The following is a 15,040-nucleotide window of genomic DNA, read 5'->3' as shown; positions in this document are numbered from 1 at the left end:
GGGCCCCGGGCCCCCGGGCCGGGCCCCCCCGGCCCGGGCCCGCCGGGCCCGGGCCCCCCCGCCCCCCCCCCTGGCTAACGCCCCCCCCCCCCCCCGGGGGGGGGCCGCCTTTCCCATGGGTGCCGGTGTGTTCTCCGTATTCCTGGCGTATTCCTTGCGTGTTCCTGGTGTGTTCCCGGTGTGTTCCCGAAGGAGCCGCGCTCGGGCGTACGCCGCTATTCCGCGATTTTCGTGCGGCCGACCCAGCGCAGCTTCAGCGGTCCGGAGGCGACACCGCCCGCCGGAGCGTGGGCCCGCACGTCGTCGAGCGGAGCCGGCGCCTCGATGAACTCGTAGTGCTCGTATCCGTTCCCGTGCCGAATCTTGATCTTCTCCGGGGAGCAGATCACTTCGTTGAGTTCGGCGAGGACGACAGTTCCGGAAAGAGTGCTCGGACCGCCTTCGAGCTGGACGGAGTTCAACGTGATGGCGGAGATGCTGTTGTCGATTCCTCGCATGGGTCACCTCTCGTCTTGGCACCTCGTACGCGAAGAATTGTTCTGCGCCCGCGGCGGCTCCGGGTAGCCCCGGGACACCCCTCAATGACCCCTATCGCCCGGGGCGGCGACCCGCTCGCTTCACGGGCGCACAGCCATCGGCGCGGCTTCCGGGCGGCGCGGCGGCCCGGGCGTCCGCGCCGCACCGTCCGCCTCCGGCCGCCCCGCGTCCCCCTGCGCCCGGCCGTTCGCCGCCGGCCGGGCCGGCCGCCGCCCCGGGTCCGTGCCGGCCGCGAGCGCGCTGAACTTCTCGCCCAGCGGCTGGATGACGTTCTTCTCCACCTCGTAGTAGCTCGTCAGCGCGGACAGCGGCACCCGGCGCAGGTGCCACCGGCCCGTGAGCGTCCGGCCGACCGCTTCGTCCGGTGTGAAGTGGCCGGTCAGCCAGCCCTGGTGCTCGCCGTCGAGGGTGTGCTCCAGGCGGAAGTGGTTGAACAGGCTCTGCGCGGTGGTGCGCACCGTCTCGTGCGGGTCCTGGGGGCGCGGGTCCGCCACGCCGAACCAGCACTCGGGCTCCTCCGCGTCCTTGACGTAGGCGTCGTTGAAGCCGAGCCAGGGCCAGACGAAGGCGATGTGGCGCGCGTGCGCGGTGCGCACGTCGTTGGCGCGCTGTCCCTCGCCGATCCGGTCGGCGTCGATGTAGAAGCGGCCGAGCCAGCTCGGCAGCCACAGGTAGTACGGGTACGAGCTGTCGTCGGAGAGCAGATAGCTGTTCGCGTTCGAGAAGAGTTCGTTCCCGGCGATGGGACGCAGCCGCACTCCGTACTCGGGCAGGCTGAAGCGGACACCCAGAACTTCGAAGAACGACCGTACGTCCTGGAAGTAGGCGGCCAACGTGTCATAGGCGCCCGCGGTCTCGGCGGCTATTTCCTTGCGGAAGATCATGGATGTCCCTCCGGCGTTCTCGGGCGTCGCGGCCGGGCCCGGGAAAAGCACGGCCCCCCGCATGTGTTAAGACGGATACGTGAGCGCGACTGTAGATCAACAGCACCGTGCGGTACACCATGCAAGGGCAAATACCATGACGCTCCGTCATCACCGGTCCGGGAAACCGCTGTTCCTCGACACGGCGATAGTGGGGGCCGGAATCGGCGGTTGTTTCCTGGCCGAACGCCTGCTCTGCCACGGAGAATGGAACACCCCTCCGCCCGGCGGCCGGGTGGCGCTCTTCGAACGCTCCCACCGGGTGGGCGGACGGCTGTGGTCGGTACGGCTGGGACGGGCGGACGGCGGAGCAGCGGACACGGGGGCGGGGGCCGGCGGGGGAGGGGCGGACGAGGCGGGCCCGGTCGCCGATCTCGGGGCCATGCGGCTGCACCGCGGACTGCGCCGGGTCCTCGACGTCGTCGACCGCGCCGGGCTGACCCCGGACCTCGTGCCCTTCGACTTCGGCCGCCCCGAGAACCTCGTCCACGTCCGCGGAGTGACCCTGCGCCGCCGCGACCTGGCCGACCCCGCGCGGATCCCGTACGACCTCACCGGGGAGGAGCGCGGCCTGGACCCGGACGCCCTGGTGCTCCGCGCGGCGGAGCGGCTCGTGCCCGGCTTCACCGGGCTGCGCCTGAGCCACCACGAGGCCCTGGAGCGCGGCGACACGCGCCGGGCCGCGGACACCGCCGCCGCGTTCCGGGCCCGGTGCGCCGTGGCCGCCGCGGCGGGCCTGCCGCTGGGGCGGACGACGTACGCCGAGGCCCTGCGCGCGGTCCTCGGCGCGGAGGCCGTCGCGTTCGTGCACGACACCGGCGGCTACGACACGGGGACGAGCCGCGAGAACGCCGCCGAACAGCTCGGCCTGCTGTTCCGCACCCCGCCCCGCGCCGAGTACGTCACGCTGCGGCACGGCATGCAGAGCCTGCCGCTCGCCCTGTGCGAGCGCTTCACGGCCGCGGGCGGCACGCTGCGCCTCGGCCACCGGCTCCTGCGGATCGACCGGGCGGAGCGGCACGCGGGCCCGGCCGGGGGAGAGCGGGGCACAGCGGCGCGCGCGGCCACCGGCCGGGACGCGCTCCGCCCCCGCTACCTGCTGACGTTCGCCCTGGAGGACGCGCGCGGCCGCGCCACCGGTGAGCACGTCCGCGTGCACGCGCGCACCGTCATGCTCGCCCTGCCGCCCGGGGCGCTGCTCCGCCTGGCGCCGGACGGGCTGCCGTTCACCCCGCGGCTGCGCGAGAACCTGGCCGCCGTCGAGGCCGTGCCCGCCCACAAGCTGTTCCTGCTGTACGCCTCGCCGTGGTGGCACGGCCTCGGCATGACGCGCGGGCGCGGCACCACCGACCTGCCGCTGCGGCAGCTCTGGTACGGCGGTACGTGCCCGCCGCCCGGGCCGCCCCGCACCGGCGGCCCCGGGCTGCTGCTCGCCGCCTACCCGAGCGGGCCCGCCACCGCGGCCTGGGACGCGCCGCGCGAGCCCGCCGCCGCCCCGCCCGTCCCCGGCGCGGCCCTGGTCGAGCGGGCGCACCGCCTGGTGGAGCGCGTGCACCGGCTGCCCGGGCTTCCGGCCCCGCTGGCCGCCCGCTGGCAGGACTGGAGCCTGCCGCCGCACGACGGGGCGTGGCACGTGTGGCGGCCCGGCTGCGACCCCGCCACGGTGGCGCCCCGGGTCCGGCGCCCGCTGCCCGGCGAGGCGGTGCACCTGGTCAGCGACTGCTGGACGCCCGACCCCGGCTCGATCGAGGGCGTCGTCTCCTGCGCCGAGAGCGCGTTGCGGCAGCACTGGGCGGAGCGGGGCGCGTCCGCCTGACCGGCCCCGCGAGGCCCCCGGGGGCACCCCCTGCGGGCCGCCGCGCCGGGCAGGGTAGGTTCGTCGGGCGGATGCCGGCATCCGCGGGGGCCCACACAGGGTGGGACCCTCCAGAGGTCGTGGCGAGGTGTGGTGGCATGGGTGTGCTGACGGTGGGGAAGGTCCTGCGGTTCGACGAGGTCCGCGGCTACGGGTTCATCGCCCCGGAGACGGGCGACGAGGACGTGTTCATGCACGCGAACGACCTGGTGGACGAGAAGTACCTCTACCAGGAAGGCAGCGTGGTCGAGTTCTTCATGGAGATGGGGGACAAGGGGCCCAAGGCGTCGAACATCCGCCTGGTGCACCAGTCCACGTCCCACCAGCTGCCGCGCGGGAACCTCGCGGCCCGGCCCGCCCCCGCCGTCACCGGCGACGGGGCCGTCTCCGCGGCCGACGACTTCGTCGACGAGCTCACGGAGGCCCTGCTCGACTCGGTGGACTCGCTGACCGGCGACCAGATCAAGCGCGTGCGCGCCTGCGTCCTGGAGCTGGTGCGGGACCACGGCTGGATCACGTCGTAGGCGACCGGCCGCGGCGCCGGGTGACCGGGCCGCCCCGGAGGCCGCGGCCCCCGGGGCCGGACGCCGTACGAGCGCGAGGCCGTCCGGACCCTGGGGTGGGGGTCGGGACGGCCTCGCGCTCGTACGTGACTACGGGGACGTGAGCGGCGTCGGAGACGTCAGAAGCGGACGGGCAGCGCGCCGAGCGCCGTGCCCTTGCCCGGCACGTCGAAGTACTGGAGCTCGCCGGGGTCGACCGCGAGCTCCATGGTGCGGTTCTGCAGCAGGAACGTGTTGATCACGACCTCGGTCTCGAGCTGGGCGAGGGCCGCGCCGGTGCAGTAGTGCGCGCCGCTGCCGAAGGACAGGTGGCCGACGCCGGGGCCGAGGTCGCGGGCGAGGTCCAGCTTCAGCGGGTCGTCGAACTGGCGCGGGTCGTGGTTGACGCCGACCAGGGACGGGATGACGGCGTCGCCCGTCTTGACCGGGCAGCCCCGGAACTCGAAGTCCTCGGCCGCGTAGAGCGGCCCGCCGGTCGGCACGGAGGTGGCGTGGCGGATCAGCTCCGGCACGGCCCGCCGGGCCAGCAGCTCGGGCTGGGCGCGCAGCTTCTCCAGCTCCTCGGGGTGCGTGAGCAGGGCGAGCAGCGCCTGGCCGAGGAAGTGCGCGGGCGGCGCGATCCCCGTGCTGGTGAGCAGCATGAAGATGGCGATGATCACGTCGTCGGAGAGCAGGTCCTGGTCGGGGCCGCCGGGCTTGGCCAGCTCGGAGATGAGGTCGTCGGTCGGCTCGGCGCGGCGGCGCGCGATCAGGTCCTTGTAGTACTCGACGATGCTGGTGATGGCGGGGACGAGCCGCTCGGTGTCGTAGGAGACGAACTCCATGATCCAGCCCTGCAGCAGCGGCACGTCGGCCGCCTCGACGCCCATGAGCTCGCAGATGGCGGCGCTGGTGAGCGGGTAGCCGAGCTCCGAGACGAGGTCGCCCTCCTTCTTCTCGGCCAGCGCGGCGTAGATGTCCGCGGCGTTCTTCTCCAGGCCCGGGCGCAGCGCGTTGACGCGGCGGGCCGTGAAGGCGCGCGCGACCACGTTGCGCATCCGGGTGTGCTCCTCGCCGTCGGACAGGCCGAGGAGGCCGAAGTACTTGAAGTACTCCTTCGGCATGCCGACCTGCGTCAGCATCTCGTCGGTGAGGCTCGGGCCCTCCGCCCCCGGCAGCTTGGACTGGTCCCGGATGAAGCGGGAGTCGTGCAGGATCTCCTTGCAGTCGTCGAAGCCGGCGACGAACCAGACCGGGGACTCCAGGCCCTCGATGGTGGCCCGGAAGAGGGGGCCCCGCTCGCGCAGGGGGCCGTACTCCGCCGGGTTGCTGACGGTTTTGTTGCTCAGGTTGAGGATCTGCTCGGTCACGCTCGTTCTCTCTTTCTCGGTTCGCCGCGCGCGGCCCCTCACGGGGCGGGCGAGGGGCGCGGGGCAGATGAGGGGCACGGGGTGGGTGCCGGGCCCGCCCGGTCGGACGGGCCCGGCACCGCGGTGCTGCTCCGTCAGTCCGCGAGGTGGCGGTTGATGACGTCGCAGATCTCGGCCGCGACCTTGGGTGCGGTCAGGCCGAAGTGTGTGGAGTGGATGTCGTGGGCGCGCACGTCGCCCTCGACGTACGGGTCCCAGAACGCGGCCTGGGCCTCCGGGCTCAGCGTCGCGTTGAAGTACAGCGCCGTGCCGCGGTAGACGGGCGGGGTGAACGCCCGTGCCAGGCGGACGTGTTCGGACATGATCAGGGCGCCGTTCTCGATGAGGGTCCGCCGGTCGGCGTCGTCGTCCTCGCCCGGGAGGTAGCCGGCGAGGAAGTCCCGCCCGATGGACCGGTCGAGCACCACGTCCTCGGCGACGAAGGCCGTCGTCGGCGCGGCGTCGAGGAGCGCGATGAAGGGCACCTCGTGGCCGCGGCGCTGGAGTTCGGCGGCGACGGCGTGGGACAGGGTGCCGCCCATGGAGTGGCCGACGAAGTGGTACGGGCCCTCCGGCTGGACGCCGAGGATCTGCTCCACGTAGTCCAGGACCATCGCCTCGAAGCTCTCCGGGATCGGCGAGCCGTCGTAGCCGCGGGCCTGGATGCCGTACACCGGCCGGTCGCCGAGCTGCATCGCCATGCCCAGGTAGGACCAGGACAGGCCGAAGCCGGGGTGGATGAACCACACGGGCGTCCCCGTGCCGCCGCCGCGCAGCGGCAGGACGACCCCGTACGGGTCGGTGCGCTCGGTCTCCTCCGCCCCCTCGGCGCCCGCGGTGAGGCGGGCGGCGAGCTGCGCGACCGTGGGCGCCTGGAACACCGTCCGCATCGGCACCTCGATCATGAGGACCGCGCGGATGCGGCTGACCAGGCGGGTGGCGCTCAGCGAGTGGCCGCCGAGGTCGAAGAAGTTGTCGTCGACGCCGATCTTCTCCACCCCGAGGACCTGCGCGAACAGGCCGGCCAGCACCTCCTCCTGCGGGGTGCGCGGGGCGCGGTAGGCCGCGCTGCCGGTCAGCTCGGGAGCCGGGAGCGCCTTCTGGTCGAGCTTGCCGTTGGGGGACAGCGGCAGGCGCTCCAGGGTGACGAACGCGGCGGGCACCATGTAGTCGGGCAGGCGTTCGGCGACGAAGGCCCGCAGTGCGGCCCCTTCCAGCTCGGCGCCGGGGGCGGGGACCGCGTAGGCGACGAGCTGCTTGCTGCCCGCGCTGCCGCGGGCGACGACCGCGGCCTGCGCGACCTCGGGGTGCGCGGCCACGGCGGCCTCGACCTCGCCCGGTTCGATGCGGAAGCCGCGGATCTTGACCTGGGAGTCGGCGCGGCCGAGGTATTCCAGGTGCCCGTCGGCGGTCCAGCGGGCCAGGTCGCCGGTGCGGTACATGCGGCCGCCCGCGGGGCCGAACGGGTCGGCCAGGTAGCGCTCGGCGGTCTGCGCCGGGCGCCCGTGGTAGCCGCGGCCCACGCCCGCGCCGGCCAGGTACAGCTCGCCGACCGCGCCCGGACCCACCGGGGCCAGGGACGGCGTGAGCACGTAGCCGCGCAGGTTGTTCAGCGGCCGTCCGATGGGCACCCCGCCGGTGTAGGAGGCCTGGGGGTCCAGGACGTGGGAGGTGACGTAGAACGCCTCGCTGGGCCCGTAGCAGTTGACGATGCGGGCCTCGGGCCACTGGGCGCGGATGCGGTCCACCAGCGCCGGGGTGAGGGCCTCGCCGCCGAAGAGCAGGGCCTTGGGCGTGACGCGCTCGCCGAGCTGGTCGACGAGTTCGGCGAAGGCCGAGGGCACCGAGCTGATCACGTCCAGGTCCCAGTGGTCGCGCTCGGCCAGCGCCAGGACGTCACGGACCAGCTCCACGCTGCCGCCGCGGGTCAGGGTGAACAGCAGCTCGAAGCTGGCCACGTCGAAGCCGATCGAGGTGCTCGCCAGCATCTTCGGGCCCGCTTCCAGGCCCACCTCGTCGACCATGCCGTGCAGGGCGTTGACCAGGTTGGCGTGGGTCAGACCCACGCCCTTGGGCAGGCCCGTCGAGCCCGAGGTGTAGATCTGGTACAGCAGGTGGTCCGGGCGCAGGACGCCGGTGCGCTCGCTGTCGGCGAGGTCGGTGTCCGCGTACGCCGACACGTCCGTCTCGTCGAGCAGCAGGCGCTCGATGTCGCCTCCCTCGGGCAGGACACCGGCCGCGGTGGTGTCGGTGAGGATCAGCCGCGGCCCGGCCGTGTCGAGGATGTGCCGCAGGCGGGTGCCCGGGTAGCCGGGGTCGACCGGCACGTAGGCGGCGCCGGACTTCAGCGTCGCCAGCAGCGCCACCACCAGCTCCGGGGTGCGCGGCAGGACCACCGCCACCAGGGAGTCCGGGCCGATGCCGCGCGCGGTGAGGAGCCGGGCCAGGCGGTTGGCCCGCGCGTTCAGCTCCCCATAGGTGAGCCGCTCGTCCTCGTGGACGACCGCGGTGGCCTCCGGCGTGCGGGCGACCTGCTCCTCGACCAGGGCGATCGCCGTCCGCGTGGGCACCTGCGCCGCGGTGTCGTTGAACCGGCCGAGCACCAGCTCCCGCTCGGCCTCCTCCACCAGGTCGAGGCGCGCCAGCGGCGTCTGCGGATCGGCCGCGAGCTGCTCGAGGACCCGGCTGAGGTACGCGGCGATCCGCTCGATCTCCGCGCGCTCGAACAGGTCCTTGCGGTACTCCAGGACCGCCATGCTCAGGTTCGGGTCGGACCCGAGGGTGATCGGGTAGTGGGTGCTGCTGTGGATGCGCATCCCCGTGATCTCGACGCCGGCCTCGCCGTGCGCCTCGGTCATGCCCTCGCGGTCGATCGGGAACGACTCGAAGATGATCATGCTGTCGAACAGGGTGCCCACGCCCGCGGCCCGGTGGATCTCGGTCAGGCCGAGGTTCTGGTGGTCCATGAGCACCGCCTGGCGCTCACGGAGCCCGATCAGCAGGTCCGCGAGGGTGTCGCGCGGCGTGAACTGCACCCGCACCGGCAGGGCGTTGATGAACAGGCCTACCATCTCGTCCACGCCCGGCACCTGCGGCGGGCGGCCGGAGACCGTCGTACCGAAGACGACGTCCTGGCGCCCGGTCAGGTGCCCGAGGACCACGCCCCACGCGCCCTGGAGCAGCATGTTGAGCGTGATGCCCAGCTCGCCCGCCCGGCGCTGGAGCTCCTGCCCGATCCCGGCGGTCAGCGGCAGGTCGACGTGGTCGGTCGCGTCCTGCCCCTCGGGCACGGCCGTGGTGGCGGCCGCGGGCGCCAGCAGCGTCGGCTCCTCGACGCCGTCGAGCTCGCGCGCCCAGGCCTCGAACGCCGCCTCCTGGTCCTGCCGTCCGAGCCAGGACAGGAAGTCGCGGTAGGGGCGCACCCGCGGCAGCGCGGAGGTGTCCCCGTGCGCCGCGTAGACGCGGATGAGGTCCTGGAGCATCAGCGGGAAGGACCACCCGTCGAACAGGACGTGGTTGACGGTGAACACCAGCTCCGAGCGGTCCTCGGCGCGCAGCACCAGGATCATCCGCATCATCGGCGGCACCGCCGGGTCGAAGTGCGCCCGCTGGTCCTCGGCGAGGAGCTCCTCGAACGCCTCCTCCTGCTCCCGCTCACCGAGGCCGCGCAGGTCCACGACCCGCCAGGGCAGCTCGACGTGGTCGAGGACGAGCTGGACCTGCTGCCCCGCGGCCGAGGCCACGAAGGCCGTACGGAAGTTCGCGTACCGGTCGAGGAGCGCCTGTCCGGCCGCCCGCATCCGCTCCGGTTCCACCGCACCGGACAGGTGCATGGCGAACTGCACGTGGTAGGCGTCGAAGGAGGTGTCGGCGAGCTGGCTCTGGAAGAGCAGACCGGACTGCGCGTCCGTCATCGGCCAGACGTCCCGCACGCCCGGGTACTGCTCCTCCCACAGCTCCAGGTCGCGCTGGCGCACCTGCACCAGAGGTACGTCCGACGGCGTCAGACCGCCCGCGCCGGGCTGGGCCGCGTGCCGGGCCAGGCCCTCCAGGGCGGTGTGCCACAGGTCGGCGAGCTCCTGCGCCTCCTCGCGGGCGAGCAGCCCGGCGGGGAAGCCGATGGAGGCGCTGAACTGCGGGCCCCGCGCGGTGTCCACCACGAAGGAGTTGATCTCCACCGCCGCCAGGGCGGGCATGTCCGCGTCCAGGTCGGCGGCGATGCCCTCCATGTCGGTGGCGATCGCCCAGCTCCCGCCGCCGCCCGGCTGGTCGCCCTGGGCGAACCGGCCCAGGTAGTTGAAGGCGACCTGGCCGCCCTCGTGCGCCCGCAGGACCTCGGCGGTCTCCGGGTTGAGGTGGCGCAGCAGGCCGTAGCCGATGCCCTTGTCCGGGACGGCGTTCAGCTGCTCCTTGACGGCCTTGATGACGTGGCCGGCGGAGCGGCCGCCCGCGACGGCCTCGTCGACGTCGAAGCCGTCGACACTCAGCCGGACCGGGAACATGCTGGTGAACCAGCCGACCGTACGCGACAGGTCGACACCCGGCGCCGCGGCCTCCTCGCGGCCGTGGCCCTCCAGGCGCAGCAGCAGCGAGGACGCGGCGGTGCCGTCGACGCCCCGGTTCTTGCGCCACTGCGTCAGGGCCAGGGCGAGCGCGGTCAGCAGGCCGTCGTTGGGGCCGCCGTGGAACGCGGCGGGCAGCGACGTCAGCAGCGCCTCGGTGGCCTCGGGGGCGAGGCGCACCTCCACGGTCTCCATGGTGGCGCGCACGTCCACGGCCGGGTCGAGCGGCCGGGAGCCGATCAGCGGGTCGGGCCCCTCCACGATGCCCTGCCACAGCGGGAGTTCGGCCGTGCGCCGCGGCGAGGCGGCCTCCTCCGTGAGGGCGTGGGCCCAGTGGCGCATCGAGGTGGGCACCGGGGCGAGCTGGGGTGTGCGGCCCTCGCGGACCTGCTCCCAGGCCTCGGCGAGGTCCGGGGTGAGGATGCGCCAGGACACGCCGTCGACCACCAGGTGGTGCAGCACGATGATCAGGCGGCCGGAGGTCTCGGGACCGGCGTCGAACCACACGAACCGGGCCATCGACCCGGACGCCGGGTCCAGCTCCCGCACCGCCGCGTCGAGCGCGGCCTTGGCCTGCTCCCGCCAGGCGGGGTCCTGCCAGTCGCCCGCGCAGGGCACGCGGCGGATCAGCGCGGCCACGTCGACGGTGCCCGGCTCGGCCACCTCGAGGCCCGGCTCGCCGGTGGTGACGAGGCGGGCGCGGAGCACGTCGTGGTGGTCGACGACCGCGGCCAGCGTGGCGGCCAGACCGCTCTCGTCGATGCCACGCGGCAGGTTCACCGTCATCGACATCACGAACCGGTCGAAGCCGCCGCCGAGGCCGGTGATGTAGCGGGCCACCGGAAGCAGGGGCATCCAGCCCACGCCGCCGCCGGCCAGCTCCTCGCGGACCGGCGCCGCCTGCCCGCCGGTCGCGGCGGCCACGGCGAGGGCGGCCACCGTACGGCACTCGAAGACCTGCCGCGGCGTGATCTCGATGCCGTGGGCACGGGCCTTGGAGACCACCTGGATGGAGCGGATGGAGTCGCCGCCGACGGCGAAGAAGTCGTCGTCGATGCCGACCCGCTCCAGGCCGAGGACCTCCGCGTACGCCGCGGCCAGCGCCTGCTCCTCCGGGGTGCGCGGCGCCTGGTAGACGCCGCCGGGCACCTCGGGCTCGGGCAGCGCGGCCTTGTCGAGCTTCCCGTTCGGCGTCAGCGGCAGTTCGTCCAGGAGGACGAAGGCCGAGGGCACCATGAACTCCGGGAGGCGGCCGGCGGCGAAGCGGCGCAGTTCCTTGGCGGAGACGCCCGCGGTGATGTCGAAGTCGTCGGTCGTCTCGCGGGCGCCGACGGGTACCACGTAGCCGACGAGCTGCTTGGTGCCGCGGACCTCGCGCACGAGGACGACGGCCTGGGCCACGTTGTGGTGCTCGGCGAGCGCCGCTTCGATCTCGCCGGGTTCGATGCGCAGGCCGCGGAGCTTGACCTGGTCGTCGCTGCGGCCCAGGTACTCCAACTGGCCGTCGGCGCCGCGGCGCACCACGTCGCCGGTGCGGTACATGCGGGAGCCCGCGGGGCCGTAGGGGTCGGTGACGAAGCGCTCGGCGGTCAGCGCGGGGCGGCCCAGGTAGCCGCGGGCCAGGCTCGGACCCGCCACGTACAGCTCGCCGGGCGTGCCCTGGGGCACCGGGGCCAGCTGCTCGTCCAGCACGCGCACCCGGTTGTCGGCGACGGCGGTGCCGATGGGGGTGTGGTCGCTGGTCAGGGGGGTGCTGATGGAGCCGCACACGGTGGTTTCGGTGGGGCCGTAGGCGTTGACGAAGCGCCGTCCGGGCGACCACGCGGCGGCCAGGCCCGGCGGGCACGCCTCACCGCCGACGGTGACCGTACGCAGGTCGGTCAGGGTGCGCGGGGTGTCGGCAGGCAGCGCGGCCAGCACGCTGGGCGGCAGCATCACGTGGGTGACGCGGCGCTCGGCCAGGGTGCGCACCAGGTCGTCGCCGACCAGGCGCCGCTGGGCCGGGACGATCAGGGCCGCGCCCGTGGTCAGGGACTGCACCAGCTCCCAGAACGCGGCATCGAAGCTCGGCGCCGCGACCTGCAGGACGCGGGCGTCGGGGGTGATGCCGAGGCGCTCCTGGGTGGAGTGGCTGAGTGCGGCGATGCCCGCGTGGGTGACGGTGACGCCCTTGGGCCGGCCCGTGGAGCCGGAGGTGTAGATGACGTACGCCGGGTGCTCGAGCCGCAGACCGGCCACAGGGGCGGTGTCGGGGGCAGCCTCCCAGGCCGCCTGCACCTCGGCCGTGTCGATGGCCACGACGTCGGTGGCCAGGTGCTCGGGCAGGTCCTCAAGGGCGGCCCGGGTCACCAGCAGGGCGGCGGGGGCGGCGTCCTGGACCATGTACGTGATCCGCTCGGCCGGGTAGTCCAGGTCGACGGGCATGTACGCGGCGCCCGCCTTCAGGATGCCGAGCGCGACCGCGACCTGGTCCGCCGAGCGCGGCATGGCCACGGCCACCTGCTGCTCGACGCCGATGCCGCGGGCACGCAGCCAGTGCGCGATGCGGTTGGCCCGCGCGTCCAGCTCCGCGTACGACCACGTGACCTCCGCCGACTCCACCGCGGGGGCCTGCGGCGCGGCCTGCAGCCGGGCCGCGAACAGCTCCGGGAAGGTCGCCTGCGCGGCCACCCGCTCGGGCTGCTCCCGCTCGGCCGCCAGGAGCTGGCTGCGCTCCTGGGGGGTGAGCAGGTCGGCGTAGCTGATGCGGTGCGAGGGGTTGGTGACCGCGGTGGTCAGCAGCCGCTTCCAGCGCGTGATCAGCGTCTCGATCGTCGAGGCGTCGAACAGCTCGGTGGAGTACTCGGCCGCGATGGAGATGCCCGCGGGCGTGGTGCGGTCCTCGAACGTCTCGTCGAGGCTGAGCAGCAGGTCGTAGCGGGCGGTGCCGGTGCCGGAGCCGTCGGCCCGCACGCGCAGGCCGGGCAGCTCGAACTGCGCCGCCTCGTTGTTCTGCAGTGCCAGGGCGATCTGGAACAGCGGGTGCACGGACGGCGAGCGCTCCGGGTTGAGCTTCTCCACCAGGGACTCGAAGGGGATGTCCTGGTGCGAGTACGCGGCCAGGCTGGTCTTGCGCACCTGGGCCAGGAGCTCGGCGAACGTCGGGTCGCCGGAGGTGTCCGTGCGCAGCACCAGCAGGTTCACGAACAGGCCGACCAGGTCCTTCAGGTTCTCGTCGGTCCGCCCGGCGATGCCGCTGCCCACCGAGATGTCGGTGCCCGCGCCCAGGCGGGTCAGCAGCGCGGCCATCGTGGCCTGCAACACCATGAAGGGGGTCGTACCGGTGGCCTTGGCCAGCTCCGCGACGCCCCGGTGCAGCTCGGCGTCCAGGGTGAAGCGGAGCAGGTCGCCGGTGCCCTTGAGGACGGCAGGGCGGGGCCGGTCGGTGGGGATGGTGACCTTCTCCGGCAGCCCGGCGAGCTGCTCGGCCCAGTAGGCGTACTGCTTGTTGAACAGGCTGTCCGGGTCGGCCTCGTCACCGAGCAGCTCGTGCTGCCACAGGGTGTAGTCCGCGTACTGCACCGGCAGTTCGGTCCACTCGGGGGCGGTGCCGCCCACACGCGCGGTGTAGGCGGCGGCCAGGTCCCGGGCCAGCGGGGCGTAGGACCAGCCGTCGGCCGCGATGTGGTGCACCACCAGGGACAGGACGGACTCCCGCGGGCCGCTGCGGAAGAGCTGCGCGCGCAGCGGCAGTTCGCTCTCCAGGGCGAACGCGTACCGGGCCGCCGCGGTGAGCGCCTCGGCCAGCTCGTCCTCGCCGCCGACCTCGTGCACGGCCAGGGCGGGCCGCGCCTGTTCGGGGGAGAGGATCCGCTGCTCGGGCTTGCCGCCGACCGCGGGGAAGAGGGTGCGCAGGGTCTCGTGGCGGGCCACCAGGTCGGCCAGGGCCTCCTCCAGCGCCGGCACGTCCAGGTCGCCGCTCAGCCGGAGCACGATCGGCATGTTGTACGTCGCCGACGGGCCCTCGAACTGGTGGACGAACCACAGGCGCTGCTGGGCGAAGGAGAGCGGCAGGTGCTCGGGCCGCTCGGCGACGCGCACCAGCGGGGCCTGGGTGCGGGCACTGCCGTCCAGGTGCGGCACGATCCCCGCCACCGTCGGGTGGGAGAAGAAGGTGCGCAGCTCGACCTCGGCACCCAGCGTGGCGCGGATGCGGCTGATGAGCTTGGTGGCCAGCAGCGAGTGGCCGCCCAGGTCGAAGAAGTTGTCGTCGACGCTGACCCGCTCCAGGTCCAGGACCTCGGCGAACAGGTCGCACAGCAGCTCCTCCTGGAGCGTGCGCGGCGGCCGGCCGCCGGCCTGCGCGGACAGGTCCGGGGCGGGCAGCGCCCGGCGGTCCAGCTTGCCGTTGGCGGCCAGCGGCACCGAGGCGATGGCCACCACGGAGGCCGGGACCAGGTGGGCGGGCAGCCGCTCCTGGAGGTAGCCGCGCAGCGAGCCGACCAGGACACCGATCTGCGTGGCCGCGGCCGGGTCGCTGGACAGGAACAGGTCGGCGCGGCGCGACGGGACGAAGCCGCCCCGCACCGGGCGGGTGACGGCCTCGGCGTCGGTCAGGACGAGCGCGTCGAAGCACTCGCCGGCCGCCGCCGACCAGGTCGTCAGGACGCTCCAGCCGCGCTCGGCCGCCCACTCGTGCAGCTCCTGCGGGTCGACGGCGGGCCCGGCCGCGGCGGGCGCCTCGGCGATCCCGACCTCGGCGGCCCAGCCGGCCTCCTCGGTCAGGCGCGCGTTGAGGATGCCGGTGACGCGCAGCGCGGGAGCGGCCTGGGCCCGGACCAGCTCCTCCAGGGCGGAGAGGTCCCCGGCCTGACGGCCCCAGTCCACGGTGGGCGCGTCGGTGACGTCGAGGGCGTCCACCGGGTCCTTGTGCACGAAGATCTCGTAGCGGTGGCGGGTGAGTTCGTTGTGGGCGTGGCCCGGCTTGAGGCGGATGTCCACCACCCCCGCGCCGTGCCGCTCGCCGAACTGGGTGAACCACTCGGGGTCCAGGACCAGTTCGGGCTCGGTCAGGATGGAGCGGGCGATGGCCGCGTGGGCCGCCGCCGGCGCCTCGTTCGGGTACTGGGTGCGCTGCACACCGGTGCGCATCAGCCGCAGGGTGCCGGCGTTGCGTACGTCGCCGATGATGATGCGTCCGCCGGGGGCGAGGAGGTCGAGGGCTTTGGCCAGG

The 15,040-nt window shown here is 73.9% G+C and carries 6 protein-coding genes; 2 read left to right on the top strand and 4 right to left on the bottom strand.

Going from position 1 to position 15,040, the window contains the following annotated elements:
* Positions 1-215: 215 nt before the first annotated feature.
* The gene (locus tag QK440_RS38820; protein ID WP_282797978.1) at positions 216-497 is read right to left on the bottom strand and encodes a DUF5988 family protein; all 282 of its coding nucleotides are present in this window, start codon (positions 495-497) and stop codon (positions 216-218) included.
* 120 nt (positions 498-617) lie between these two features.
* Positions 618-1,421: a hypothetical protein gene (locus QK440_RS38815; RefSeq protein WP_282797977.1), complete on the bottom strand. Its 804-nt coding sequence runs from the start codon at positions 1,419-1,421 to the stop codon at positions 618-620.
* 136 nt (positions 1,422-1,557) lie between these two features.
* Here QK440_RS38815 and QK440_RS38810 point away from each other — a divergent pair, with 136 nt between their 5' ends.
* Entirely contained in the window at positions 1,558-3,276 is a 1,719-nt protein-coding gene (locus tag QK440_RS38810) for an NAD(P)/FAD-dependent oxidoreductase (protein WP_282797976.1), read from the top strand.
* Between the two features lie 143 nt (positions 3,277-3,419).
* A complete protein-coding gene (locus tag QK440_RS38805; RefSeq protein ID WP_282797979.1) occupies positions 3,420-3,839 on the top strand; it encodes a cold shock domain-containing protein in 420 nt (139 codons plus the stop codon).
* 158 nt (positions 3,840-3,997) lie between these two features.
* Here QK440_RS38805 and QK440_RS38800 read toward each other — a convergent pair whose 3' ends face one another.
* Together QK440_RS38800 and QK440_RS38795 are read right to left on the bottom strand one after the other, a co-directional pair.
* Positions 3,998-5,227: a cytochrome P450 gene (locus QK440_RS38800; protein WP_282797975.1), complete on the bottom strand. Its 1,230-nt coding sequence runs from the start codon at positions 5,225-5,227 to the stop codon at positions 3,998-4,000.
* 134 nt (positions 5,228-5,361) lie between these two features.
* Complete coding sequence (locus QK440_RS38795) at positions 5,362-14,958, bottom strand: non-ribosomal peptide synthetase (protein WP_282797974.1); 9,597 nt, start codon at positions 14,956-14,958, stop codon at positions 5,362-5,364.
* Positions 14,959-15,040: the final 82 nt, after the last annotated feature.

It is taken from the genome of Streptomyces sp. CC224B (assembly GCF_030010595.1).
Taxonomy (GTDB): domain Bacteria; phylum Actinomycetota; class Actinomycetes; order Streptomycetales; family Streptomycetaceae; genus Streptomyces; species Streptomyces longispororuber.
This window is presented reverse-complemented; position numbering and strand designations above follow the sequence as displayed.

What these genes read in the sequence shown, in the direction of transcription:
- QK440_RS38820 (WP_282797978.1), bottom strand. Translation starts at nt 497, where the DNA reads ATGCGAGGAATCGACAACAGCATCTCCGCCATCACGTTGAACTCCGTC.
- QK440_RS38815 (WP_282797977.1), bottom strand. Translation starts at nt 1,421, where the DNA reads ATGATCTTCCGCAAGGAAATAGCCGCCGAGACCGCGGGCGCCTATGAC.
- QK440_RS38810 (WP_282797976.1), top strand. Translation starts at nt 1,558, where the DNA reads ATGACGCTCCGTCATCACCGGTCCGGGAAACCGCTGTTCCTCGACACG.
- QK440_RS38795 (WP_282797974.1), bottom strand. Translation starts at nt 14,958, where the DNA reads ATGCGCACCGGTGTGCAGCGCACCCAGTACCCGAACGAGGCGCCGGCG.